Annotated in this window: 24 protein-coding genes; 9 read left to right on the plus strand and 15 right to left on the minus strand. The window is 55.2% G+C overall.

Translation table 11 applies throughout. The annotated features are described in order from the left end of the window. Positions 1-108 precede the first annotated feature (108 nt). From KFJ24_RS06335 to torT, 8 genes are read right to left on the minus strand one after another with little or no spacing between them, the layout of a single operon-like run. A complete protein-coding gene (locus tag KFJ24_RS06335) occupies positions 109-1,083 on the minus strand; it encodes a biotin-dependent carboxyltransferase family protein (protein WP_250830218.1) in 975 nt (324 codons plus the stop codon). Beyond that, entirely contained in the window at positions 1,073-1,948 is an 876-nt protein-coding gene (locus KFJ24_RS06340) for a 5-oxoprolinase subunit B family protein (protein ID WP_250830219.1), read from the minus strand. Before KFJ24_RS06340 ends, KFJ24_RS06335 begins: the two co-directional genes overlap by 11 nt. Beyond that, positions 1,941-3,338, minus strand: coding sequence for an acetyl-CoA carboxylase biotin carboxylase subunit (locus KFJ24_RS06345; RefSeq protein WP_250830220.1), 1,398 nt, complete (start codon positions 3,336-3,338; stop codon positions 1,941-1,943). Before KFJ24_RS06345 ends, KFJ24_RS06340 begins: the two co-directional genes overlap by 8 nt. Before the next feature lie 7 nt (positions 3,339-3,345). Next, on the minus strand, positions 3,346-3,585 hold the full coding sequence (locus KFJ24_RS06350; protein ID WP_250830221.1) for an acetyl-CoA carboxylase: 240 nt from the start codon (positions 3,583-3,585) through the stop codon (positions 3,346-3,348). A gap of 44 nt (positions 3,586-3,629) precedes the next feature. Continuing rightward, on the minus strand, positions 3,630-4,349 hold the full coding sequence (locus KFJ24_RS06355; RefSeq protein WP_250830222.1) for a LamB/YcsF family protein: 720 nt from the start codon (positions 4,347-4,349) through the stop codon (positions 3,630-3,632). A gap of 12 nt (positions 4,350-4,361) precedes the next feature. Beyond that, positions 4,362-5,396, minus strand: coding sequence for an ABC transporter permease (locus tag KFJ24_RS06360; RefSeq protein WP_250830223.1), 1,035 nt, complete (start codon positions 5,394-5,396; stop codon positions 4,362-4,364). Continuing rightward, positions 5,396-6,949: a sugar ABC transporter ATP-binding protein gene (locus tag KFJ24_RS06365; RefSeq protein ID WP_250830224.1), complete on the minus strand. Its 1,554-nt coding sequence runs from the start codon at positions 6,947-6,949 to the stop codon at positions 5,396-5,398. Before KFJ24_RS06365 ends, KFJ24_RS06360 begins: the two co-directional genes overlap by 1 nt. A gap of 3 nt (positions 6,950-6,952) precedes the next feature. Then, positions 6,953-8,026 carry a TMAO reductase system periplasmic protein TorT gene (gene torT, locus KFJ24_RS06370; protein ID WP_250830225.1) on the minus strand — a complete coding sequence of 358 codons (1,074 nt, stop codon included), beginning with the start codon at positions 8,024-8,026 and terminating at the stop codon, positions 6,953-6,955. 331 nt (positions 8,027-8,357) lie between these two features. On the opposite strand from torT, the gene KFJ24_RS06375 reads away from it, so the two are divergent. From KFJ24_RS06375 to KFJ24_RS06400, 6 genes are all read left to right on the plus strand, one after another. Beyond that, a complete protein-coding gene (locus KFJ24_RS06375) occupies positions 8,358-9,269 on the plus strand; it encodes a LysR family transcriptional regulator (RefSeq protein WP_250830226.1) in 912 nt (303 codons plus the stop codon). A gap of 371 nt (positions 9,270-9,640) precedes the next feature. Further along, a complete protein-coding gene (locus KFJ24_RS06380; RefSeq protein ID WP_350455569.1) occupies positions 9,641-10,948 on the plus strand; it encodes an ATP-grasp domain-containing protein in 1,308 nt (435 codons plus the stop codon). Between the two features lie 430 nt (positions 10,949-11,378). After that, a complete protein-coding gene (locus tag KFJ24_RS06385) occupies positions 11,379-12,563 on the plus strand; it encodes a thiamine pyrophosphate-dependent dehydrogenase E1 component subunit alpha (RefSeq protein ID WP_250830227.1) in 1,185 nt (394 codons plus the stop codon). 1 nt (position 12,564) lies between these two features. After that, on the plus strand, positions 12,565-13,542 hold the full coding sequence (locus KFJ24_RS06390; protein ID WP_250830228.1) for an alpha-ketoacid dehydrogenase subunit beta: 978 nt from the start codon (positions 12,565-12,567) through the stop codon (positions 13,540-13,542). 26 nt (positions 13,543-13,568) lie between these two features. Then, positions 13,569-15,179 carry a dihydrolipoyllysine-residue acetyltransferase gene (locus KFJ24_RS06395; protein ID WP_250830229.1) on the plus strand — a complete coding sequence of 537 codons (1,611 nt, stop codon included), beginning with the start codon at positions 13,569-13,571 and terminating at the stop codon, positions 15,177-15,179. A gap of 9 nt (positions 15,180-15,188) precedes the next feature. Further along, positions 15,189-17,033, plus strand: a complete 1,845-nt coding sequence (locus KFJ24_RS06400; protein WP_250830230.1) for a protein kinase domain-containing protein — start codon at positions 15,189-15,191, stop codon at positions 17,031-17,033. 29 nt (positions 17,034-17,062) lie between these two features. On the opposite strand, the gene KFJ24_RS06405 is transcribed toward KFJ24_RS06400, so the two are convergent. Genes KFJ24_RS06405 through KFJ24_RS06415 form a run of 3 tightly spaced genes read right to left on the minus strand, consistent with a single transcriptional unit; the run spans position 17,063 to position 20,230 of the window. Continuing rightward, positions 17,063-19,285: a PepSY domain-containing protein gene (locus tag KFJ24_RS06405; protein ID WP_250830231.1), complete on the minus strand. Its 2,223-nt coding sequence runs from the start codon at positions 19,283-19,285 to the stop codon at positions 17,063-17,065. A gap of 22 nt (positions 19,286-19,307) precedes the next feature. Further along, positions 19,308-19,778: a DUF2271 domain-containing protein gene (locus KFJ24_RS06410; RefSeq protein ID WP_250830232.1), complete on the minus strand. Its 471-nt coding sequence runs from the start codon at positions 19,776-19,778 to the stop codon at positions 19,308-19,310. Between the two features lie 41 nt (positions 19,779-19,819). Then, positions 19,820-20,230, minus strand: a complete 411-nt coding sequence (locus tag KFJ24_RS06415; protein ID WP_250830233.1) for a PepSY domain-containing protein — start codon at positions 20,228-20,230, stop codon at positions 19,820-19,822. 171 nt (positions 20,231-20,401) lie between these two features. Between KFJ24_RS06415 and KFJ24_RS06420 the strand changes: the two genes are divergently transcribed. Beyond that, positions 20,402-21,067 (plus strand): response regulator, encoded by a 666-nt coding sequence (locus KFJ24_RS06420; RefSeq protein ID WP_250830234.1) that lies wholly within the window; start codon positions 20,402-20,404, stop codon positions 21,065-21,067. Next, entirely contained in the window at positions 21,057-22,385 is a 1,329-nt protein-coding gene (locus tag KFJ24_RS06425) for a sensor histidine kinase (RefSeq protein WP_250830235.1), read from the plus strand. Before KFJ24_RS06420 ends, KFJ24_RS06425 begins: the two co-directional genes overlap by 11 nt. 99 nt (positions 22,386-22,484) lie before the next feature. Here the strand turns inward: KFJ24_RS06425 and KFJ24_RS06430 are convergent, their stop codons facing one another. Together KFJ24_RS06430 and KFJ24_RS06435 are read right to left on the minus strand one after the other, a co-directional pair. After that, positions 22,485-22,745, minus strand: a complete 261-nt coding sequence (locus tag KFJ24_RS06430) for a hypothetical protein (protein WP_250830236.1) — start codon at positions 22,743-22,745, stop codon at positions 22,485-22,487. A gap of 568 nt (positions 22,746-23,313) precedes the next feature. Next, on the minus strand, positions 23,314-23,565 hold the full coding sequence (locus tag KFJ24_RS06435) for a YdcH family protein (protein WP_250830237.1): 252 nt from the start codon (positions 23,563-23,565) through the stop codon (positions 23,314-23,316). 162 nt (positions 23,566-23,727) lie between these two features. Here KFJ24_RS06435 and KFJ24_RS06440 point away from each other — a divergent pair, with 162 nt between their 5' ends. Continuing rightward, entirely contained in the window at positions 23,728-24,696 is a 969-nt protein-coding gene (locus KFJ24_RS06440; RefSeq protein ID WP_250830238.1) for a beta-ketoacyl-ACP synthase III, read from the plus strand. Positions 24,697-24,700: 4 nt separating this feature from the next. On the opposite strand, the gene KFJ24_RS06445 is transcribed toward KFJ24_RS06440, so the two are convergent. Continuing rightward, entirely contained in the window at positions 24,701-25,639 is a 939-nt protein-coding gene (locus KFJ24_RS06445) for an MBL fold metallo-hydrolase (RefSeq protein ID WP_250830239.1), read from the minus strand. Between the two features lie 29 nt (positions 25,640-25,668). After that, positions 25,669-26,424, minus strand: coding sequence for a thiol:disulfide interchange protein DsbG (gene dsbG, locus KFJ24_RS06450; RefSeq protein ID WP_250830240.1), 756 nt, complete (start codon positions 26,422-26,424; stop codon positions 25,669-25,671). Positions 26,425-26,451 lie beyond the last annotated feature (27 nt).

The raw sequence follows: 26,451 nt of genomic DNA on the forward strand, positions 1-26,451 counted from the left end.
GGTGTATCCGGCCCCATCAGGCTTTGATGCGACCCGCTCTGGCTGCCTCTAAAGCTGGACTGTTTGCGGTGCTCTTTAAAGCACCGCAAACAGCAAACAAAGTCGCCCTTAGCTCAATACTTCGCGAATCTCATCCATGATGGTCGCCTGCTCCTTGCGCGCGGCAAGGGCCGCTTCCATATCCACTTTCACGAACCGAACGGGCGTATTCGGCTGCAACTGGCCGATCAAGTCCATGTCGGCCGAAATAACGGCACCTAACATGAAATACCCCCCACCCGACACTGCATCACGGTGCAGTACGATCGGCTCGGATCCGCTGGGTACCTGTATTGATCCGTAGGGATAACAGGCGTCGGTGATGTTGGACGGGTCGGCGCCGGCACTGAACGGCTGTTCACGTTCCACAAACTCAAGTTTGCGCCCGCCCTGAAATCGATAACCCATGCGGTCGGCTTCGTTGGCGACTTTCCAGGTATCCTCAAAAAAATTCTTCTGGGCCTGTTCAGTAATTCGATGCCAGTAAAGCCCGGGCAGCACACGTATCTCGGCCGGGCTGGACGGGCCACGGCGTAGCGCTTTGGGTACCGATAATCCGTCTTTGACCGTTTTGCTGCTTTTGCCGAGCGGCAGCGAATCGCCGGGCTGGACAGGGCGGCCGTTAACACCGCCGAGCGCGCCAATGGCATAGGTCGAGCGACTGCCAAGGTGCATGGGGGTGGTGATGCCGCCGGAAATGGCAATGTAGATTCGCGCGCCGGATTTCAGAAAATCGAAGGACAGCACCTGGCCGGCTTTCACCGTAAAGGCGGTCCAGGTGTCACGAGCCTCGCCATCCACTTTCGGTGGCAATTCTGCGCCGCAGACGGCGACGGTCACATCCTGGGTGAATTCAAGTTCCGGCCCGACGAATACGGATTCGAGCCCGGCTGCTCCCTCATCGTTGCCAACAAGCAGGTTGGCGGTTTTGAGCGCTAGACGATCCATCGCCCCACCCATGGGAATACCAAGATGATAATAGCCCGGCCGTCCCAGGTCCTGGATCGTGGTGGCAATACCGGCTGAGATAACATTAATGGTCATACAGGGCCTCCATCAACTTGGCGTTGGTACCGTCCATATCGGCATTGAATTCGCTTAGCGAAAAGCGAACGTTTCGCATGCGGGGCATGAATTCACCCGCCTGCACTTGGGCAATCGCCGCGTCATACTCTTCCCGGTTGATTGGCTTAAACCTGACGATGTCCCCCGGCTTGAAGAAGACCATGAAGTCTTTGAGATAGGGAACATTCTGCTCAGGGTCGAAGATCGGCATCGGGGTAATGCCGAACATCTGGTAGCCGCCGGCGCCGCGAACGGAATAGATGCAGGAGAAACTGCCCCCATAGCCAACTGTCTGCCGTGGTGTGTCGGTGCGCGGGCTAAGGTATTTTGGTACCTGGATCTGACGCGACCGGTCGACCATCTGATAAAGAAACGGCAGACCGGATACAAAACCGACCATTGAGACGAACCAGGGTGCTCCGGAATGCGCCTCAATGAATTTCTCTACGCTGTCATAGCCATTGATTGATGCTGCGTATTCGATGTCGGTCCCGCTAGGGTCCTGATGGCGTTCGCGAAACCGCATCAGCGTATCGTGCGTCCAGGGATCCTGATAATAGACGGGAACTTCGATAATGCGCGTTTCCAGGACATTGTCGCCCTGCTCTGCCTCGGCTTCCAGTCGCTTCAATTCCTTCATCATGTCGTCGGGGTGAATCACATCCGGATCAAACTTGATCTGGAACGAGGCGTTGGCCGGGCAGATTTCGGTAACGCCCTTGATGTTGGCCTTGCGCACAGCGTTGGTCATGGACAGTGAGACAAAGAATGCCTCAAGCGACATTTCTTCGTCGACTTCTACGAAAACATGCTCATCGCCGCCAAATGTGTATCGACTACTCATGAGTTTGAGCCCCTTTTTGTTTGATGAGATCAAGGTTGTTTTCCAGCCACGGCTCCAGCCAACGGGTATGGACAGCATTTTGCTGCAGCTCTTCACTTTCGAGCAAAGCCTGGAACAGCGGCGCAGTGGTGGGCAGGCCCTCGATATGTAGCTCGCCGAGGGCGCGTTTGAGGCGTAGCAGTGCACAGTCGCGGTCTTCGGCCCAGACAATCAGTTTGCCCAGCAGCGAATCGTAGAAAGGCGGAACGGCATAGCCCGGATAGAGCATGTGATCGAAACGCACTCCCGGCCCGTCCGGGGTGAGCAAGTTTTCGACGATGCCGGGAAACGGCATGAAATTATTAGCCGGATCCTCTGCGTTTAACCGAACTTCGATGGCGTGCCCTGCTCTGCGTATTGTCTCCTGTGTAACACGCATCTTTGTACCGCCAGCGATCAAAATCATCTCGGCGACCAAGTCAAAACCACAGATCATTTCGGTCACAGGATGTTCGACCTGGATGCGGGTGTTCATCTCAATGAAATAGAAGTTTTCTGTCTCGTCGTCGTAGAGGTACTCGATGGTGCCGGCGCCCTTATAGTGGACGGCCTTTGCCAGCGCGACGGCCGAGCGGTAAAGTTTATCGCGAACCTGATCATTCAAGGCGACCGACGGAGCTTCTTCCCATACCTTCTGCCGGCGGCGCTGCAAAGAGCACTCGCGCTCAAAGAAATGCACGACGTTTTCGCCATCACCCAGTATCTGGACCTCGATGTGCCGGGCACGCTCAATGACTTTCTCTATATAGACGCCTCCGTCACCGAACGTTGCCGCGGCCTCAGAAGAAGCCTGGGGGGCAAGCTTCCGGAACTCATCCGCGTCATGAGCAACACGGATGCCGCGACCGCCCCCTCCGGCGGCCGCCTTGATCATTACCGGGAATCCAATGTCCTCTGCTATTTTCGCCGCAGCGTCCATGTCCTCTATGACGCCGTCACTGCCTGGCACCGTTGGTACATTCGCCTTGTTCGACTCGCTCCGCGCAGCCGCCTTATCGCCCATCAGGCGAATAGTATTACCGTCCGGACCTACGAAATGGAGGCCTGCGGCGGCTACGGCATCTGCAAAATCCGGATTTTCGGCGAGAAAGCCATAACCAGGATGGATAGCGTCGGCACCGGTTTCCTTCGCCGCTTTCAGGATCGCATCGATAGAGAGATAGGATTTTGCCGCTTGCGGTGGCCCAATGTTGACCGTTTCATCCGCCATCTGCACGGCTCGACTTTCGGCGTCAGCGTCGCTGTACACGACCACAGAAGCGATGCCGAGATCGCGCGCGGCACGGATGATTCGAACTGCTATTTCACCGCGGTTGGCAATCAGCAGTTTTTGAATGCCTGAGTTTTTCATGATTACCTCAGCTCAATTCCGCAATCACCTGCCCGGCCATAACGGGTTCACCGTCACTGACCGGAAAGCCGGCAATCGTTCCGTTGGCATCCGCTTTCACTTCATGAAAGGTCTTCATAACCTCGACAAGACCAATGGTTTCGCCTTTGCTGACGGTATCGCCAACTTCGAAGTAGGCTGGCTGGTCCGGCGCCGGTTTACGGTAGAAGGTTCCTGGGATGGGTGATTTCACTTCATGCTTGGACATCGGTTATGCCTCCTGATTGTTGTTCTGGCGCTATCTCAGGCCGTTTAAAGCTGGTTGACTGCCGCATTGACCGCCTTCGCGATGTCAATGGCATTGGGTGTGTCGGAATGGACACAGATGGTGTCGGCGCGAACAGGCAGTGGCTTTCCATTGACGCTGTCCACTTTGCCATTGCGCATTGCGTCGATAACGCGCGATGCCGCGTATCCTGGATCAACCTCACCATGCGACCGGGTGATGATCAGACTTCCGTTGTCATCGTATTCCAGATCGGCAAAGAACTCTGCCGAGAAGGGGATACCGCGTTCTTTGTAAACCATTTCGTGCTGGGTGCCAGCTAGTCCAAGCACGGGCACACCATAGACTTCGGCGGCATCGGCAACGGCATGGGCGATGTGCTCCATGCGCGCTGCCATGCCATAGAGTGCGCCGTGTGGTTTGAGGTGGGACAGCGCGACACCGCCGGCATCGAGAAAGCCCTTCAGTGCTCCGATCTGATAGAGGATGATATTGGCCATTTCCTCACGGCCAATCTTCATTTCCCGCCGGCCGAATCCGGCCAGATCGGGGAGCGAGAAATGTGCACCAATTTTTACGTTATTCTTGCGGGCCAGCTCTACGGTGCTGCGCATGTGGTTAGGGTCGGAGCCATGGAAACCGCAGGCTATGTTTGCCTGAGTGATGTACGGCATCATGCCTTCATCATCACCCATTTTGTAAAGGCCGAAGCTTTCACCCATGTCACAATTAATATCTGCATGCATCGTTTGTTCTCCTTAATTCTTGAGGGAGGCAACGTAGCGAAGCCTGATCTGGTCAGCGATGACCGCGAGTATCAGCAAAGTGCCAAGCACTACAGTTTGTAAGTAGGATTCGATTTGCGCGAGGTTCATGCCGTTCTGAATCAGTCCGATGAACAGTGCACCGAGTACGACGCTCTCAAGGCGCCCCACACCACCTCGAAGACTGACTCCAGCGATGACGCAGGCGGCAATTGATTCCAACGGCATCGAAGCACCAATGTTGGCTTCGCCGGTGTCAATACGCGCCGTCAAAAGCATACCGGCGACGGCTGCGAAGAAAGCGCTCAGCACATAGGTGAAGAACAGCGTGGCTTTAGTGTTGATGCCGGACAGTGATGCAGCCTTCAGATTGCCGCCGACCGCATAGAAATACCGGCCCTGAGGCGTACGGTAGAGGAACACATAGAGTGCAATCGCCAGCAATACAGCCACAAAGACTGGCGCGGGTATACCGAGCAGGGAACCATAGCCAAAGGTGTCGCTGAAGGCGCGAGGCATCCCGTAAACAGGCACGCCACCGGTCAGGTATAGCGCGACACCGAAACCGACCGATGCCATGCCGAGCGACACCATGAAAGGCGACACGTTGAAGAAGGCGACGCCCGCACCGTTGACGACACCAATCATGACGCCTGCCAGAATGCCGGCCAAACAGCCAACGGCGATGGCCAACCAGACCATGTCGGGAGCCATCGAGAAGATGGTGGCCATCACCAACGCCCCGACCACTGAGCTCAGTGCCAGGGCCGTGCCAACCGACAGGTCAAAGCCCCCGGTGAGCAGGGCCATCATCTGGCCAAGTGCAACAATCATGAGGTAGACCGATTGGCGAAGCACGTTCATCAGGTTTTGCAGCGTAAGGAAGTTGTCCGACAACAGTGTGAACACAACCATGGCGATGAACAGTAGAAACGGCAGAATGCCGAGCTTGACGAACAGACGTTTGGTTAAGTTCCCAAGGCCGCCGATGGCCGGCGCGCTCGGCGCAGTATCAGATTGCTCAGCCATTAGCAGGCCTCCTTTTCGAAGAAATGGGCAAGCACCTTCTCCTCTGTGAGTTCATCGGCCTGCAGTTCGGCCTGAGTCCGTCCGTGGTAAAAAACGTAGGCGCGGGTAGTAAGGTGAAGTATTTCAGGCAGGTCGGACGAAATAAGGATGATGGCCACACCGCTGCGTGCGAGTTCAATAATGAACTCATAAATTGAAGCGCGTGTGCCAACATCGACGCCCACTGTTGGTTCGTCGAAAACGATCAGGTCGTACTTGCGGGTCAAGGCACGGGCAAGCATCACCTTTTGCTGGTTGCCACCGGAAAAGTGTTCGACCGTACGTTCAATTTGCGGCGGCGACAGATTGAGCCTTGTGGTGAGAGCTTCAACTGCCTTTTTTTCGCCACCACGATTGATAAAAATACCCTTTGAGAATGGCTCGATGTCGAGTGAAGCGAGCGCAACATTCTCGCGCACCGATCGCGTCATCATCAGGCCCTCGTTGTGCCTGTCTGCAGGCAAATAGAGGAAACCATCCCGTATATTGCGTTTTGGTGTGTGGCCGGCAATATCCTGGCCCTTCAACGTGACAGTCCCGGTGCGGATTGCCATTGCACCGAAACAGGCCTGCATCAGTTCCGATTTTCCCGATCCAACCAGACCGGCCATGCCAACCACCTCACCGGCCCGCACGGTCATGGATGCATCGACCACTGTGCCGTCGTGTGTCGTGACATTCCTGGCGTCAAGTACCACCTCGCCCGGCGCATTCAGGTTCAGCTCCGGAAAGATGGCACCAACCACACGACCGGTCATGAGCTGCACCAGATCATCCTCCGTCGCTTCCGTCGCATTGACAGTATCGATGTAGCGGCCGTCGCGAAGAACAGTGATACGGTCGCCAATACGACGAATTTCAGCCATCCGGTGAGTAATGTAGATGACTCCAACACCCCGTTCCTTTAAGCCACCAATCAATTCGAACAACTGGTCAGTCTCATGCGTGGTGAGTGAGGCCGTAGGTTCATCGAGAATCAAAACCTGAAGTTCGGAACGAAATGCCTTGGCGATCTCGACCATCTGTTGCTCTGCACGGGTGAGGTTATCGACAAGCTGGTCGGGTCTCAGCGCGAAGCCAAGCTCATCAAGCGTCTCCTTTGCCTCCCGGCTGATACGAGCCCGGTCGAGTAATCCGGCGCGTCTGGGCTCGGCACCAAGAAACAGGTTCTCCTCTACTGTCATTTGAGAGATCAATGAGAATTCCTGGAAAACCGCCGAAATTCCCAGGGAGCGAGCGTCGTGAACCGAAGCCAGTGTCACCGGCTTACCTTTGTAGGTTATTTGGCCGGTGCTCGGCTGGTTGGCACCAGCCAGAATGGAAATCAGGGTTGACTTCCCTGCACCGTTCTCACCGAACAGCACATGCACTTCACCGGGAAGCAGCTCGAAATCCACGCCATCGAGCGCCCGGACGCCGGGATAGTCCTTGGTAATAGCCTGGGTCTGGAGGAGCGGGAGCAGGTTTGCTCCCCCCTCCTCACAAACCTGCTGGTTGTTGATTGAATTCAACATGACTTATTTTACCGAAAACACGGGGCGGAAGCCGTCTGGTGCCAGGGTCGAAGCCGGGTCGAACTCGTCGTAGTTGTCCTGCGTTACCACATAGAGCTTCGGGCCAACATGCTTGAGATAATCTTTGCCTTCCAGTATCCGCACGGCCTGGTCGACAGCGATGCGGCCCTGGACGACGGTGGAGTCTGTTGGTGCAGCAAGGATCTGGCCACGCGCGATACCCCGATCAACACCTGGAGCATAATAATAAGAGACCACCTTGACTTTATCCGTCAGACCGCGTGAACGCAGGATTGGAATGGCTGCTTCTGCTGTGACCGCAGTGCCGACAATGTAGTCAAGGTCCGGATAGGTCTGGAGGGTATCCTCAACGAGCCTAGCCTGGGCTTCCTTACCGGTGTCACCGTATTTCGTTTCTATCATCTCAATAGCGGAACCCTCTACCGCGCCCAGAAAGCCGGTATTCCCCGCTTCGACCCAGCCGGCACCGGCAGGTCCCGGGAACCAGGCCACTTTCGCGGACTCACCACCGGCAGGATGCAGATCGGCCAGGAATTCACCGGCCTTGGCACCCATTTCGCCAAAGGAAACCAGCGACTTGGCCGAGAGCTTGTCAGACGACATTCCGTTGATGACGTCGATGACCGGGACACCTTTCTCACTGATCTCAGCGACCAGGTTGTTAAGCCCGTCATAGGCGATGGCGCCGATGATAACGGCATCAGCACCTGCTGAAACGCAGTCCTCGATCTGGGAGATCTGAGTGTTCAGGTTGGTGTAGCCACCCGCATCAGTCACAGTGGCTGCCACACCGACCCGTTTGGCTTCTTCGGTGATGCCGTAGTTGACGCCTAGCCAGTAGGCATCCTTCATGTGCGGGAAAGAAACGCAGAGATTCCATTTTTGTGCAGCTTGGTCGACTGGAACGTAATCCGCCTTGCTGCGCGGGCTCTCCATATTAAAAGGCGGGGTCCAGACTTCGACAGGATAGGGGTACCATTCCTCTGCCATTGCGCTGCTCGATATTGCAAATGCCATTGCCACGGTCGCAGTCGACGCACTGAGAATTCTTTTCATTTTTTGGTTCTCCTGATGTGAAAGGATCTGTGCTGACCCAACGCCAGTCCTTTTGGAAAGGCATTAAATTAAGCATAGGATGAGGTAGTAAAATTGTATAATACGATTTTCATCTGCCTAATATCTTTTAAACTGATACAGTGAATATGGTCCTGTGGCGGTTAACTTCGACATGCCGCGAAGGCTTGAACGGGATCGGGATAATTTGATGTAGCTGAAATTAAAGAAAAATGGAAAGGCAAGGCGGCTGCAAAGACGAGGTACCTAGTGACCTCAGTGCGATCCGATATTATTTTTTCACTCTGTTTAATCAATAGTTATTATAAAAATTATGAATGTACCAACGATCCGTCAGATCCGTTATTTCATCGCTGTCGCGAATGTGGGGCAGATTTCACGCGCGGCTCTGGAGCTTAATGTTTCCCAATCTGCAGTGACGACGGCTATAAAACAGATCGAGGAAATTGTCGGAACACCGCTGCTGTCAAGACATGCTGGTGGTGTGGCACTAACCTACGAGGGCAACATCTTTTTCGACCACGCCCGGCGAATAATTGGTTCGGTGGAGGAGGCAGTCAGGTCGCCGCGCCGCTTACGCCATGACGTAAAGGGCACTCTTCGTTTGGCAATGACCTACACGGTTGCTGGCTACTATATTCCAACTTATATCGAGCGATTCCTTCGCGTCTTTCCCGGGGTTGACCTTCAGTTGACCGAATCTTCGCGAACTGCGATAGAAGACGGGCTTGCTTCGGGGGTGTTCGATCTCGCAGTGATGCTGACCTCAAATATTGTCGATCAGGAGGGAATATCCTACGAAACGCTGCTGCAATCACGTCGCAGGCTGTGGTTGTCGGCGGACCACCCCCTTCTCGAACTGCAATCAATCTCCCTGGCCGATGTTGCTGCCCAGCCCTACATCATGCTGACGGTCGACGAAGCCAGTAACACAGCGCAGCGCTACTGGAATCGCACGAACTATCGACCACATACAATCTTCAGAACGAGTTCAGTTGAAGCCGTGCGCTCAATGGTTGCCAGCGGCATGGGGGTCACGATCCTGTCTGACATGATCTATCGGCCATGGTCGCTGGATGGGCGCCGCGTTGAGGTCACCTCCCTGGCCGACAGCATACCGACAATGGATGTGGGGCTAGCCTGGGCCACCAATGTCGAGCAAAACACGGCCGCTTCCGCTTTTCGTGAATTTATGCATGTTGGTGAAGAGCCTGACGTGCAGTGAGCGCATCAGTTGCATCTCTGATTCAAGTCTTCCCTTTTGCCGGGCCCTGCCTTACCCAAATGCCAGTTCATTCGGTGCCGTTTTGCTACTAAAACCAGTGTCTCCTGTTCGCTAACCTGGATTGCGCAACGAAGTCTATTATGCGGAGAGTTGCTGTGTTCCAGTCCCACGTTTCTAATTTCACCAAGAGCGACTATATTGGTGGTGACAATCGGGATGCACTGGCCCGATGGGAGCTTCCACGAGTCCTGGTTTCGCGCCTGGCGCTTGGTCGACCCAAGCCATGTTAACGAGGCTGTCTGACGGCTCCGCCCAATCAGTTTGCTCCATCGTGGGTGCAGTGCTGAATTAACCAGTAAGGAGAACATAAAGTGTCGATGGCATCAGAGAAAGAAATGCCCAAAGAGGTCGCAGCCTGGAAGGATCCGGAGATGGACTCGGTTAAAGGAACCGAGACCCCCAAGGATCCAAACAAGGGCTACATCGCCCTGCTTGGCTGGAGCATCAATGCGATCAAGGCTGCGCAAAAGTTTGACCGGCGCTATATCGTGGTTGCTCCGGATTGGGCAGCGGATTTCTGTACCGCAAACAAGATACCGTTCATCCCATGGGATTTTATCCGTCTCAATGATCGCTCCATGGAGATTGCTGAAAAGCTAAAGGCGGAAGGTGTCGATGTCGCCATCCCGTTATTTGAGGAAACCGTCGAGTGGTCCGGTGCCATAAACTCCGTCCTCCTCGACAGCCCTCGTATGTACGGCCAATCTATCCTGTTTCGTGACAAGGCTCTGATGAAGCGCCGTGCACAGCTGGGTGGTATTCGCGTCGGGATTTTCGAGGAAGCGCACGAGAAAGACGACATCGTCCGCTTCATGAAGCGCGTCAACCAGACGTTGCTCAAACTTGATGGTGACCCGGACGACCCGATTCACGTCAAGGCATTCGACAAAGCCGGTTGCCTCGGCCATCGAATGATTCGCACGATAGAAGAAATCGACCATATTCCGGACGAAGAATATCCCCTGTTGATGGAAAGTCACCTGAGTGGCTGGGAGTTTGCCGTTGAGGCCTGGATCCACGATGGCAAAATCAAGTTCCTCAATATTTCCGAATACGTGACATTGGGCTATTCGGTGTTTGTCCCTGCTACCGAGCAACTTGAGAGCTGGCGCAACGCGATAACCAAGCAGATCGAGCTGTTGATCAAAACCTTCGACATCAAGTTCGGTTTGATCCATCCCGAGTACTTCGTCACTTCTGACGGCGAAATGTACTTTGGCGAAATTGCGTATCGTCCGCCGGGGTTCAAGGCTTTCGAGCTTATCGAGCGAGCCTATGGATTCAGCGCGTACCAGGCGTCAATGCTGGTGTTTGACCCCAAGAGCACCAAAGAGGAAGTGGATGCATTCTTCCCGAAGGAAGTCGTCGACGCGAAGGGCTACGCCGGTTGCTTCGGTGTGTACCCAAGACGTCGTGTGGTCAGCAAGCTGGAAATGCCCAAGGAAACGATTGAGCATCCCTACTTCGAGTCTCACGAATTGGTCGCGCCGACAGAAGAGACGGTTCCTGACCGGTCAGCCTTCGGAACCCATTGGGGCCTGATTTTCTTCTTTGGTGACGACCCCATCAAGATGCGGGACCTGCTGAAAGCCCAGGAAGATCTGGACTTCTACGTTTAGAGGTTCGACAAAGAACGCCTGGTTTCCCCATGGGAAGCCAGGCTAGTCGGTTGTAATGTTCAAGCAGACTCGCTTAAACGCAGCCGAAAGTAGGTTGAAGTTCGTTGCGTGGCCACCCGATAGCTTCGTGAAATAGCCCATTGCCCCTGCATACCGCCCCTATCCTGCCAGCCATTGCCACTTCCCAATCAGAAAAAGGCACAACTCATACACAGTCTACAGAACGCCGGATTAAGCACTTTCTGCGGAAAATGACCCGTCGCAGAGTTTAAAAAAGGCCGTCAGGTCTACCCGAGAACTGCAGTTTACGTTAAGGTAAATGTCGCTTGGCACGAATCACACCAGATTCTTCCAGGCTGTCTACAATGACATTAACTACACTCCCACAAGGAGTGTTTGTTCCTCAGGCCATTACCCCAGGAAGAGGATTATGACAACAACAAAGTCCAAAGTTGTGTATTCCCCAGTGTTTACCGACGGTGCGGAATTTCGGATTCCCACGTTCAAGCTTCTGAAACAGGACGGCAAGCTCTACAAGAGCGCCAAGGCTCCTGATCTCGATAAAGACAAGGCCCTTCGGATTTACCGGGCCATGGTCACCACCCGAATCCTCGACGAGCGCATGCTTGCCGCTCAGCGGCAGGGCCGCTTGAGCTTCTACATGCAGTGCACCGGCGAGGAAGCCGCCGTGATCGGCAGTGCCGCCGCACTGGATGATGGCGACATGATCATGGCGCAGTATCGGGAGCAAGGTGCCCTCGCCTATCGCGGCTTTACCATCGACGAATTCATGAACCAGTTGTTCGGCAACGAGATGGACTATGGCAAGGGCCGCCAGATGCCGGTTCACTATGGTTCCAGCAAGCTGAACTACATGACCATCTCCTCCCCGCTGGCAACGCAGATACCCCAGGCCGCCGGCTACGCTTATGGTCAGAAACTCCGGGGCGAAGGTCTCTGCACCATTACCTATTTTGGTGAAGGCGCCGCCTCGGAAGGCGACTTTCATGCTGCGCTGAATATGGCCGCGGTTCATCGCGTGCCGGTTATCTTCCTGTGCCGCAATAACGGCTATGCCATTTCCACACCAGCCGCCGAACAGTTTGCTGCCGATGGTGTGGCACCCCGTGCCTACGGCTACAAGATGGACGTCATCCGGGTGGATGGTAACGACATTCTTGCGATGTATCAGGCTACACAGGAAGCGCGAAAGCTGGCCGTGGAACACAACCGCCCGGTGCTGATTGAGGCCATGAGCTATCGCCTGGCTGCTCATTCTTCATCCGACGACCCGTCCGGCTATCGCAGCAAGGATGAAGAAGCCGTATGGCGCGAGAAAGATCCCATCCTGCGCATGCGCCTCTGGCTGGAAAGCAAGAAATGGTGGAGCGAGGACGACGAAAAGCAGCTCCAGGAAAACATGCGCCGCGAAGTGCTCGAAACCATGAAGCGGGCCCAGAAACGGCCGCCGCCCCCGCTTGAAACCTTGGTGAGCGATGTCTACGACGAAGTCCCGCCCGCCCTGGCTGAGCAGTTCGACAAACTGAAAGCACATATCCGCCGCTACCCGGATGAGTACCCAAAGAGTGCCGAACACGCCAAGGGAGGAGCATGAGATGACCAAGATGAATATGCTCCAGGCGATCAATAATGCCCTCGACACCGCCATGGCAGAAGACGAGCGAGTGCTGTGTTTCGGTGAGGATGTCGGCGTTTTCGGCGGCGTTTTCCGTGCCACCAGCAACCTGCAACAGAAGTACGGCAAGGCTCGCTGCTTCAACACACCGCTGGTGGAACAGGGCATCATCGGCTTTGCTAACGGCCTCGCCGCGCAGGGCTCGGTGCCAGTGGCCGAGATTCAGTTCGCCGACTACATCTTTCCGGCCTTCGACCAGATCGTCAACGAATCCGCAAAGTTCCGTTACCGTTCCGGCAACCTGTTCAACGTCGGTGGGCTGACCATTCGCGCGCCATACGGCGGCGGCATTGCCGGTGGCCTTTATCACTCCCAGTCACCGGAAGCCTACTTTGCCCACACGCCGGGTCTCAAGATTGTGGTGCCGCGCAACCCGCACCAGGCCAAAGGACTGTTACTGGGTGCCATCCATGATTCCAACCCGACCCTGTTTTTTGAGCCGAAACGACTTTATAGAGCTTCCGTTGGCGAGGTGCCGGATGAAGACTACCGTCTGCCGCTGGGCGAAGCCGAAGTGCTCAAGGAGGGCACCGACGTAACGCTACTGGGCTGGGGCGCTCAGATGGAAGTTATCGAAAAGGCCGTTGAGGCTGCGGAGAAGGATGGCATTTCCTGCGAAGTCATCGACCTGAGAACGATTCTGCCCTGGGATGTGGAAACCGTCGCCAATTCGGTGTTCAAGACCGGGCGCCTGGTGGTTACCCACGAAGCTCCCCTGACCGGCGGTTTCGCCGGTGAAATCGCCGCGACCATACAGGAGCGTTGTTTCCTGTATCTGGAGTCTCCGATCGCACGGGTTACCGGGATGGATACTCCCTTCCCGCTGGTGCTGGAAAAAGAGCACCTGCCCAATCACCTGAAGGTCTACGAGGCCATCAGGGCGAGCGTTGAATTCTAGGCTGATATCAGGACAGGAGAGCAACTATGAGTGATTTTATACTGCCCGATATCGGCGAAGGTATCGTGGAATGTGAACTGGTCAAATGGCTGGTCAGTGAAGGCGACGTGATCGAAGAAGACCAGCCGGTGGCCGAGGTGATGACTGACAAGGCTCTGGTCGAGATTCCGGCACCGTACAAGGGCCGGGTGACTCGCCTTTACCATAAGGAAGGTGACATCGCGAAGGTCCACGCCCCACTTTTTGAACTGGTTGATGAGAGCGCGGACACAGGCACGGACATAGGACAGCAAACTCCGGATGCTAGTGAAACGTCACCCTCTGCCGACAAGGCACCGGAAGTAAATGCGCAGTCGGGAAAAAGCCCGGGGGCCGGCGACGAGACCACCGAAGACTTTATCCTGCCGGATATTGGCGAAGGCATCGTTGAGTGTGAAGTGATGGAATGGCGTGTGGCCGAAGGTGACGAGATCGAGGAAGACCAGCCTGTGGTCGATGTCATGACCGACAAGGCCGTGGTTGAAATCACAGCCCCTAAAGCCGGCCGCATCACCAAGCTTTACCATGAGCAACAGGCTATGGCCCGGGTGCATTCACCGCTATTCGCCTTTATTCCCCGCGACCGTGATGAGCCGCATGAGACAAAAGCCGAATCAAAGCCGGCACCGGAACCCTCACCGGCAGCGGAAAAACCCGTTGCGGCCGGGAACCGGCAACGTATTCCCGCCAGTCCGGCTGTCCGTCGACTGGTCAGGGAAAACGACCTGAACCTGGGTGAAATCGCCGGTTCCGGCAAGGACGGACGCGTACTGAAAGCCGATGTGCTGGCTCACCTCGACAAGCCCGCGGCCCCTGCCCGGAGCCAGGAGTCCTCCAGCGAATCACAGCCAGCAACCATGAACCGTGAAAGCAGGAAGCCGGCCAGTGAACAGGAAGTTCGGGTGGAGCCGATCAGAGGCATGAAAGCGGCGATGGCCCGCAGCATGGTTACGTCGGCAACCACTATCCCTCACTTTATCTACAGCGAGGATATTGATGTCACCGACCTGCTGAGCCTGCGGGAGCAACTCAAACCTGAGGCAGAGGCCAGCGGCTCGCGGCTGACACTGATGCCCTTCTTTATGAAGGCGATGGCTCTCGCGGTCCAGGAGTTCCCGGTACTCAACAGTCGGATTAACGACGACGTATCGGAGATTCACTACCTGCCCCGGTGCAATATCGGCATGGCCGTGGACAGTAAAGCCGGTCTGATGGTTCCGAACGTCAAAAGCGTTGAGAGCCTGACCTTGCTGGGCGTTGCTGATGAAGTGGCCCGCCTGACCGAGGCGGCCCGATCAGGCCGGGTAAGCCAGGAGGACCTCAAGGGCGGTACCATCACCATCTCCAATATCGGCGCGCTGGGTGGCACCTATGCCTCACCCATTATCAACGCTCCGGAAGTGGCGATTGTGGCTCTGGGCCGGACCCAGAAACTGCCACGCTTCGACGCCAACGGCCAGGTCGTGGAGCGAGCCATCCTGACTGTGAGTTGGGCCGGAGACCATCGAGTTATCGATGGCGGTACCATTGCCCGTTTCTGCAATCGGTGGAAAGGCTATCTGGAATCGCCCCAATCGATGCTATTGCATCTGGGCTGACGGGATATCATGGCACAGAAGACGGAACTGCAGCAGTTCTACATTCCCGAAGAGCAGTCGATCTATCTGCTCAGCCATGACGATGCCAAGAAGCTCAAGGACTGGGTGGCGCTCTGCGCCGCCCAGCTCCGCCAACTGGGTTATCGGGACATTGAGCTGATCGGCAAGGGTGCCTACGGTTTTGTGTTCGCAGGCCGACTGCCAGGCCAGGCCAAAAGTGGCCCGGAGCACGTCTTCAAATTCACCCGCATCAATCTGCCCCAACACCTGCAGGACCGACTGGAGGATGAGGCTTACATACTTGAGCAGGTCCGGCACCCAAGGGTACCCCAGCTGATTTCCTATCAGCGTGCCAACAACCAGCCAATTCTGGTCATGGAACGTGCTGCCGGCCTTAACCTGGAGGAAGTCTCTCTGCGTGAGGGGCGCCTGAAACCCCGGCTCATCATGAGAATCGCCGACCAGCTTGCGGATATACTACGCAGCCTGCGCCGTGAAAATGGCCGTGCCGGGCGGCCTATCGTCCATGGCGACATCAAACCATCAAACCTGGTCTTTGACGCCACCACCGAAAACATTGCTCTGATCGACTGGGGCTCGTCGGTGTTTGCTCAGCTGGATGCCAACCAGCAGTTCATTACCGCGAACGTTATGGAGCTCATGTCCGACAACCTCCAGCAAACCAATGCCAGGCTGGGCGATGTTTACTTCATCGGAACAGAGCAACTTAACGGCGGGCTATCATCGCCGCGTTTTGACGAACAGGGTGCAGCAGGAACGCTATATGCACTGGCTTCAGCCCAGTCGTGCCGGTTCGGTCACCGGGCTATCCCCGCCACATCACTGGGGCTGCCGATGGAATTTGCGCGCATGCTGGACGGCATGCTGGCGGCGGATCCTGAAACCCGACGCAAAGCGGGCGATTACTACCTGAAGGAAATGCCACGCATGGCACGCACCGTGATGATTGATTTGCCGGAGCAGCCCGTCGCAGTGCAGGTACCGGTGTGGGTGCGAGCCTCAGAACAGGAAATCGACACGGTTGTATACAGTTCACGCAAATCGTTTCTGCGCGAGGAAGGCGCGCCGGAGACCCTCAACGATGTCAATGACGTGCAACTGGATCGCTACTACAAGAATTTCATGCAGGGTATGGGCGAAACCGAGAAAGCGTTTCTGGCCGCTGTCAGCCGGCTTGGCCGGTACCCTGTCGAGGGCGGCCTCGCAGTGCGATGGGAAACCGACGGTATTTATATCGACACCTCGTTGAACCTGCACGATCCGGATCTGAAGTCGGCCTTCGAACAGGCAGTCAACAACATGGTGTATCTGGCTCAGGCCATCTATCGCAAGGGCATCTTCAAGAGTTGCCTGTTCAATGCCCGCAACACCCTTCACATTGACCGGGCGGAACCCGACCAGCCATTTCTGGTAACGCCCGGGATGAGGTTGCATTACGAGGTGAGCGCTGCACCGGAAGTGGAGGACGAGACTCGCGTGCATTCGTACTTCGAGGATGGGCCCGACCCGGAAGAGTTTCTCGTCCTGCCCGAAACCATCATCGGATCGCTCGAGGCACTGAACGACATCCACCACACCGGCATGATCATCTTCGAAGCCCTGCCCCGCCATCTCAAGATTCACAGCCACTACCGGCTGCTTGACCCGGACCGGGAACATGAATTCAGCCGGCTTTTGGACGAGATCCTGTCAGCGGTTGAACAGATCACCGGGCTCGGCGTTTCCGGCTTTATGAAAATGCCCTACAAAGACACCCGGTTTTTCCCTCATATCGAGCGCTTGCCGGAACGCTACTATCCCCGTAACCCCAGAACCGAAAGTGCTTCCTCCTGAATTATGTATCCTTCGTCTGATTTCGGCATTCAATAAACGTCCTCCAGATACCGGCCTTCCCGCTTCAGGTTCTCCACATCCATTTCCAGTGGCTTCAGGATTTCATTGATCACCTGTTTTACGCCCAAAGCCATATCACGCCCACCACAGACGAGTATCTGTGCCCCCATTTCAATCATCTGGCGCACGTCCGGCGCATCCTCAATGATTTTATCCTGAACGTAGGCGCTCTCCCGGGTTCTGGAAAAGGCGGTGTTTAAACGTGTAAGGCGCTGGTCTTCAAGGTAACGGCCAAGCTCCGGCTTGTAGAGGAAATCCGATTGGGGATTCCGGCCGCCCCAGTACAGGTACATTGGGTGACGAGAGTTATTTTTCCTGATAAACCCTGCGAGTGGTCCGATACCGGCGCCCGCACCAATCAGAATGATCGGTTGGTTTCCCGACGCCGGTCGGAAATCCGGATTGTGTTGAATGAATCCCTGAATACGCTCGCCAGGCCCCAGATCATGAAGAAATCCGGAACACAACCCTCCGGGCTGCTTGCGAACACAGATTTCAAGCAAGCCGTCATCGCTGGAAGAGGCCAATGAATAATACCTGGCTGGCTTATCGCCGGGTGGAAAAACGCCGACCAGATCACCGGCTTCGAAATCAGGCAATCGGCAGACTCTTTTCCCGAACAAGCCCAGGGCGCTCCGCTTCTTAGTGGCAGGTCCGAAACGAAGAATACTGGTGGGTGCCCCAATGTCCAGACCAAAATCGGCTCGGTCTACCAGCTCCAGGTCAAACCGGCTGACAGGTTCTGGATGATAGTTGAGAGTAAGCGGCACTCCCGTCAGATCGGCAATGCGATCTCCCCATTCACTGAACTGCTCAGCCGATTGCCGATCAATCAGGGTAACTTCCTCTAACCTTTCGAGCCCGTGATAGCCGAGGGCTTCGTCCACATCCACGGCAAACTGACAAAACCGGGGAAACTGCCGGTCACCAAACCCGAGCACCGCGTACTTCAGGCCACGTGTCTCCCGGAAACGCCTGAGCCTCTCCATAAACCCGTTCGCTGAAGCCGGTGCACCGCCATCACCATAGGTGGATGTCAGCACGAAAAGTATCGACGCCAGGGGGTATTCTTCGGCGAACCGATTCATGTCGACAGAAACAACCCGGCGCCCCGCCCCAGTGAGTTGCTCGTGGAGCACCCTCGCAAACCCCCAGGTCGTATTGTTCTCGGAACCCACCAGGATCACGGTATCTGCGGTGTCGTTATCGGCATTATCCTGGAGATTTCCTGACGCACGACGACGCAACCACCAGATTCGGGCGCCGGTGACCGAGAGCACCGGAACCGTCAATGCAGCGGCCCCCACTATCAGGCCAAGCCACCATAAGCCCTCCCCGGTATGGAGTCGGACAATCCACTCAACCATCCGGCTTTTAGCTGGCGTCGCCTGATATTTCAGAAATTGGCCGGTCGATTGATCAATGAATCCTGAGCCCTGGCGGGTGGTCAGGGAAAACACATCCCGGGGGTCGTTCGGATAAGGAAACACGAGTTCGCGGAGGTTATTGAGGTCTGTATTTTTAAGCGCCTCAAGTGATCCGATGGGTGCCGGTTCGCCACCTGAAACCTCTGCAGGAAACGATGGCTCGTTGCCGGCCGCATCAGGCAATAAGCCGAATCGTGCCGCTGACATGTAACTGCCGGTCAGGGCGGATAACAACAATCCGATGGCCGCAAACCGTGCCAACTCCGAATGGATCCTGTGATCACCGGCACCCTTGAACGGCTTCAAGAGAAAACGCCACCCACCAACGCGACGGGACAACATGAACGCCCCCGAAACACACATCAGGACCATCATGAAAGCCATCGCGCCAGCCAACAGCCGACCGCCATCATCCTGGAGAAAGGCGCGGTGAAGGTCTTTAACCCAACGAAAGAAAGGCGATGGCTGATAGGGCCCTATACCCTCGCCTGTTATCGGGTTCACCAGGTCCGCCCCGGGGTTTCCTTCAAGCGTGTAATAGACGATGACCGCGCCTGAGGGCGACCGTTTGATCTGCTCGGTGCCCGGATAATGCGCCGTCACGCGTTCAACAACCTGCGCCACACTGACCTCACCCGAAGCCGGAATGACCGCACTGGAACGCTCCAGCGCGGGTGATACCGATAAGATCGCACCTGTAATGGCAAGGACTGTCAGAAACAAGGCTGCGAACAGGCCCGGAATCGAGTGAAGCTTGCGCAACATGCTGGTTCCTCTTGCCTATGGTTCAGAGATCGTAAGTGAACGAGTGCACATAGCCCCGTCCGTTGACGGGTTTACCTGCTCCCTCGGTGGTCAGGGGAACAACCACATCAGCGCGGTTGTCTCGCATATCTTCCACCGCGGTGTCGACGCGGACCTGATACCCGCTATCAAACAACGAATCGTCCAGATCCATGGTCATTTTCAGGGTTCGGCCACTGGTGACGCTTGCACCGGTCAACCCGTCATATTCGGACCGGTTCATGCCGCTACCTCTGGCCCAGTCCCGCAGATGCTTGTAGTACTTGCTTTTTGTCCCGGCAATCCAGAGTGTGCCCTGATACACGCCGTTCGAATCGGTGAGGTAGATCGCCATGTACGCGCCATCGCCACGGTAGTTATTCAACTGGGTGGTGAACGTTACTTCCCTTGCTTGCGCGTAGGCCGGAATGGCCAGCACCAACACAAGTCCAAAAATAAAAGACAGTTTTCTCATACTCTTATCTCCTTTACGGCCCGTCATAGCGGGCCAGCGGTTTACTGAACGGTCACATCAGGACGACTCTTCACAATGCCGTTGCCCGGCAAGGGCCTTTCGCCAGACACCTTGTCCTTATTCCGGTAATTGCCGTCCTTCCGTCCGTTACGGTCGTCGTATTCATCGTCCTCATCGTATTCGTCGTCCTCATGCTCCATCTCCCTGAGTTCCAGAGATGAGGGAGCGAAACTGGCCTCTACTCGGTTGCCTTCGTTATCCCGTCCCTTCGCTTCATAACAGCCGTCGTCAACCTTTATCCGGTAAACGGTCCAGCCCTGGGCTTCGAGTTGCTGCCGCAGGTTCTCTCGTGGCTGCCAGCCTGAAACCGGGTCATCGCAGTCATCATCGGCAAGCGTCGCCCCACTCAAAAGCAACATTGAGAGGGCCAGTGCAATAGATGTGGTCTTCATGTTCGTCCTCCTTATTTTCGTTGTACCCAATGTATCCGGCGTTCCTGACAACAGGCTGAACGAACTGAAATATCTTCGTTAATTGGGCGCAATGCCGGTGGAAAGGATTTCAGGCTGCTGTCAGGATCGAGCTGTAGTATCGTTGCCAAATCACCGGTTTAAGGACGAGACATGCGGGTGTTATTGGTGGAAGACGCCACCGGACTGGGAGAGGCAGTTCAGGAGCAAATCAGTGAAGATGGACACGCCGTGGACTGGGTACAGAGTCTTGGGTTTGCCGAAACCAGTGTCAGAACCACAACCTACGACCTGGTGCTTCTGGATCTGATGCTGCCAGATGGCCATGGCATCGACTTCCTGAGGAAACTGAGACAGGCCGGTAACGCCACGCCCGTGATCATTCTTACCGCGCGTGACCAGGTCTCGGACCGCATCGACGGTCTGAACGCGGGTGCGGATGACTATCTGGTCAAGCCTTTTGACCTGACGGAGTTGTCCGCCCGCATAGCAGCGGTGGCGAGACGGTATCGTGGCAATCCGAACCCGGTTGTCTGTGTCGGCGATCTGAACGTTAACCTCGGTGATCATAAAGTGCTCCGCAACGGCCACTCCGTAGAGTTAACCGCCCGGGAGTGGGCGCTTTTGGAGGCCTTCATCCAGCACCCCGGGATGCTGCTTTCCCGCTCGCAACTTGAAGACAGGCTCTACGAGTTCGGTGCCGAGATTGAAAGCAATACCATTGAGGTCTATATCAGCCGGCTTCGCAAAAAACTGGGAAAGGACCTGATTGTGACCGTTCGTGGAATGGGCTACCGGTTGAAAACCTATGAAAGCTAGGCGCAGCCTGCAAAAGACGCTCAGCATCGGGCTCACCGTCGGCGTCACCTTGCTTTGGTTGATGGGAGTCACAGCCTCGGGCCTGGTCGCCCAGCATGAGATGAACGAGGTATTCGACAGCGCGCTGGAAGAAACCGCTCAGCGCATTCTCCCCCTTGCGGTTACTGATATCCTCAGCCGGGAATCCGGCGCTGGTCAAAAAAGAGCGCCGGCTATGGAAGACCATGAGGAGTACCTCACCTACCTGGTCCGGGACGCTTCGGGACAGATCCTGCTCCAGTCCCACGATACGGACATTTCGGTATTCGGTGCCCGCCCCAAAAAGGGGTTCTTTGATACCGCTACCCATCGGATCTACGGTGCATCTGCAGTCAGTGATACTCTTTTTATCGAGGTTGCCGAACCTCTGGCACACCGTCGGGAGGCAGCGTTTGAAGCTGGCCTCGCCCTGCTCTTACCGCTCTTGTTCCTGATTCCGGTCAGCCTGATTGGCGTGTGGTGGGCTGTCAGGTTCTCACTTCGCCGGGTTGTGGTTTTTCGGGAATCCCTGGAGTCTCGAGGGTCCGGGGATCTGTCATCTGTTTCCGTAGAGCAGCTCCCCACGGAGTTCGAGCCCATTGCAGCCTCAATCAACCGGTTGCTTGAACGACTTCGACGCGCTCTTGAATCGGAGCGGAGCTTTACCGCGAACAGCGCCCATGAGCTGAGAACTCCCCTCGCGACGGCGCTGGCGAAAGTCCAACGGCTGAAAACGGAGTTGTCGGAGGAAACCTCTCTCCAGAAAGCCTGTGAGATCGAAGATTCTCTTCGCGACCTGGCACGGCTATCCCAGAAGTTGTTGGAACTGGCGAAGGCCGAAGGCGGTGGTGTTCTGTCAGAGAAAGCTCAGGATCTCGTGCCAATCCTTCAAACCATCATCGGTGACTACGAACGATTGGAGCCAGGGCGGATCGACATACAGGTTCCGGATACTCAGGTTAACTCACTACTGAATCAGGATGCGTTTGCAATTCTGGTCAGAAACCTTGTTGAGAATGCACTCAAACATGGCGACACAGGGGCACCGGTCAGGGTACGCCTCTCCGCCGACGGAACCCTGAGTGTCGCCAATCGCGGTGACATTATTGCCCCGGATGAGCTGGCCCTGTTACGGAACCGGTTTGTTCGCTCCAAAACAGACGCACTTGGATCAGGGCTGGGGCTCGCAATAGTGGAAGCCATCGTCGAAGGCGCCGGGGTCCAACTCGCCCTTCACTCACCCGCTCAGGGCCAACTGGATGGCTTTGAAGCCGAACTGAACATAGTCATCAATCGATGACTGTCCGAGACATCGTGAGACCCCCTGTCACAATGACAGTGAGGCATTACCGGGGTACTGATAAATCCCCGGCCAGTTAACGCCGCAAAGGGCGTTTTTTCAGGAATGGCGTTTAACGTTGTTTGAGGCAGTAAACACTTTCCAGTCTACGACGTTGCCATCGGAATCAAAGTGAACATAGCCGCGGAAACTGGGATTATCTTCCCACGCTTTCACAAACCCGACCGTTTCGCCCGTTTGGGAGACCAGCTCATAGCCTTCGCTGTGATGGTGGCCGGCACCATTGTGGCTTACGTCAGATCGCTTAAGGGTAAGGGAGGAGTCGAGTGGAAAGGTGCTTTGAAGGAATTCCTGGATCATGGTCGCGCTCTCCTTTTCAGGTTGAACCGTTCTGGTTCTGGAGGTTGCAACACTATAGGCCGATCTGGATGTGGGGGATACAGATCCAAATCAATTCTTTTAGACTTTTTAGGGATAAAAGCCTTTAAGAACAAACGCATATTTCATTTCGATGACGGCCATCTCGGCTCTGACGCGGATTGGAGCGGCAGAAACCGGGGCGGAGTCCACTTGATCAATTGACTACTCCGCCCTGTGCCCCGAGGGGTCTATCAGAACTCCCAAAACGGGGTATTCAACCTTTTTGCAACAACTTCCGGTGAAAACCCGACGTCGTTTAGCAAACGGCTATCCATAGTAGTAACGAGGTGAACGAAGTTGCGCTTCATTCGCCAACCTTTGTAAAGCGATGCTGCTCTTTTCATTTTGCGTCTCCAGATTCAGGGTTTAACTGTTCCGGTTATCGTTAACCGGGATCAAGTTTGATTAGCCACCTATTCTAATGACCTGGCAGCCTTTCCTGAATACTTGGAAACCCCTATCTGGCGCGCTTTTCAGCGTTTTCCGGAAACTTTTTGTTGCGCCATTTTCAGGAAGCTTCAGCGTTTTTTATCAGCGCTTGATAAAGATCATCTTTCAGCTGAGCCCGTTGCTGTTTCATCCGGTGGAGTTTGTCGTCTCCGACGGGGGCGTCTCTTTTTTCAAGTCCTTCTATTTCCTGATCCAACTCTGCGTATCGTTTGAACTTCTCATTGAATTTCAGATCGTTTTGTTTCAGCTCGTCTATCAGATCCTTGTACTGCGGAAATTCATTGTGAAGTTCGTGGTTGGATATTCCCATCGTGGTTCTCTCCTCTTGGTTACAAAGTCGGATCACTGTCTACTTCATGATAGTCGAGCGTGCCAGTTTCGGTGGGTCTTTGACAAATCGCTAATAACGCACGACGGTTCATAGGTATAGCATGGAGGGACGATAAACAGTTACGCCTCGGGACTTTCACGAATGACGTTTGCACGAATTACCGGCACCGGTTCTTACCTGCCTGACAATATCGTTACCAACAAAGACCTGGAAAAGATGGTCGACACCACTGACCAGTGGATTCGTGAACGCACGGGTATCGAGCAGCGACATATTGCAGTTGAAGGTCAGACTACAGTCGACCTTGCAGAACACGCCGCCCGCAATGCAATAGAGGCCGCAGGTATTGATGCCAGGGACATCGACCTGATCGTTTTTGCTACTTCCACCCCGGACAAAATCTTTCCCAGTTCCGCCTGCATTCTCCAGGCGCGGCTCGGCATTCATGGCTGTCCTGCTTTTGATATTCAGGCGGTTTGCAGTGGCTTTGTTTATGCCCTCGCCACCGCGGAGAAGTTCATCAAAACCGGAACCAGCAAAAAGGCGCTGGTGATAGGCGCTGAGGTGTTCTCTCGTATCATCAACTGGGAAGACCGCGGCACCTGTGTGCTCTTCGGTGATGGCGCTGGCGCCGTGATCCTGGAAGCCGATAACGAAACCGGCATCCTTTCGACCCATATCCATGCCGACGGTCAGTACGAAGAACTTCTTCAAGTCCCGTGTGGTATCGCTGATGGCTACGACCAGGTCAAAGCCGGGCGAGCCTTTGTGGAAATGAAAGGCAATGAAGTCTTCAAGGTCGCTGTGAACACGTTGGGCAAGATCGTGGATGAGACCCTGGCGGCCAATCAGATGGAAAAGTCTGATATTGACTGGCTGGTACCCCACCAGGCCAACCTGCGGATCATTTCCGCCACCGCCAAGAAGCTGAACATGTCCATGGATCAGGTGGTGGTTACCGTCCAGGAGCACGGCAATACGTCGGCAGCTTCAATTCCCCTGGCACTGGATGCCGCCGTTCGCGACGGCCGCATCAAGCGCAACGAGGTGATCATGCTGGAAGCCTTCGGCGGCGGCTTTACCTGGGGATCCGCCCTGCTCCGCTACTGAGCGCTCAGAAGTAATCGAACTCAAGTCGCTGGTAGACTCGCCCTGCGTTTTTACCAGCCAACTCCTCAAACGTGTCCAGATAGGCCCACTCCGACTGGTCTATGTTGTATGCCTCATCCAGACCGCCGCCACTCTCAAGAATCTCGATAACCGCACTTCTTAAAAACACCAGGTACCCTCTGGTTTCCCGGGCGACGACATCCAGCGTGGTCGGCTCGCCATGCCCAGGTATAACGATCCCGGTATTCAGCTCACTCATCTTGTCGAAGGACTCGATCCAGGCACCGGTGTCCGTATCATCAAAAACCGCCAACAATCGCTGGTGAAACCCCAGATCACCGGTGATCAGAAGTTTGTCCTGAGGTATCCAGAGCGCGATGTCTCCTGGTGAATGGCCCGGACCAAAATAACGCAGCTCGATTTTCACATTCCCCATATCCAGGTCATATTGGTCGGAAAATCCAATGTCCGGAACCGCCACGTAGGTGCCTTCTGCCTTTTCCCTGTTCCGGCTTTCCATGGATGCCAGTTTGAGATCACCATGCTCCCGGAACTCTTCTATCGCTGACTCATGAGCAATGATCGGTACGCCCTGATCCCGCCAGTAACTGTTTCCGAGCATGGCGTGCCCCTGGCCGTTTTCATTGACCACGAACTTGACCTGTTTATCCGTTACGCTTTGAATCGAATTATGAAAGGCCTTGGCGAGAAGGTAGTTATCGCCTCCATTCATCACTACCACGCCCTTGTCGGTAATGATGAAACTCAGATTATTGTTGTGGCCGTTATTTTCGTATGTACCCGGTGCTGTCTCGCCAATTGCGGAGTACACCCGGTCTGATACCTTGATCAGCTCAAGCTGGTCCGGCACCCCTGACTCTGCGGCAAACACCAGAATCGGGACGAAAAGCATCAGCCCTGAAAAGAAATTGCGTAATGACATTGTCCGTACCTCATCCATACATCGCCCAATTACTCTGGTGACCGGAAAACCGCCTGCGATAGCGCCAGATCGTCCGGAAGACCAACGATCTTTCGAATCTCTCCACGTTCATCTCGGTACAGAACCGAAGGTGTCGCTGATACTGCAAGCGCCTCCATCAGCTGGTTGTTATTCCGGATTTTGACTCGGAGTGGTTCTGGAATGTTTTCCGCCGTCTCAAGCCAGTCTTTAGGAAACTGGCTGTCGTGAAAATCAAGCTGAGCCACCGGATCGTCTGAGGCGATCACACTTGCTGCCTTGGCCAGGCTGGACGGCTGAATGATGCCAACCATGATGTGTCTCAGCTGGATACCGCGATTCAGAAAAGCCTGAGCCTTTTCTCTGAACACAATGCAATAGCCGCAATTGGGATCGGTGAAAACGTAGACGATGCGTTTCGCATCCTCGGGTCCTTCTGGAATCCATGTTGCGCTTTCCAGTTTCGCCCAGGCCGCCGTCAGATCCGTTTTCGGCAACCAGGCGCGAATATGATCTGCGCTCAGGTCCTGCCCAAAGCCGTCCACCATTTTGCCGATAACGACATGTTCACCATCCGGCATCAGGTAAAGCGAAACCGGATGACCGTTCCGACGGCCAACGTAGCCCTCTACGCCACCCGGGGCACTGAAGCTCGCCTCAACCTTCAGCCCTTCGTCAATCAGGATCTGCACCGCGTCCGGGTACTGACCAAACGCTACCCCGGGCAACCATATCAAAAGACAAATAGCTTTAAGAGATTCGCGCACTATATTGTTTTCGCTATTTTTTATTTC

The sequence above is a fragment of the Marinobacter sediminum genome (assembly GCF_023657445.1).
GTDB classification, from domain to species: Bacteria; Pseudomonadota; Gammaproteobacteria; order Pseudomonadales; family Oleiphilaceae; genus Marinobacter; species Marinobacter sediminum_A.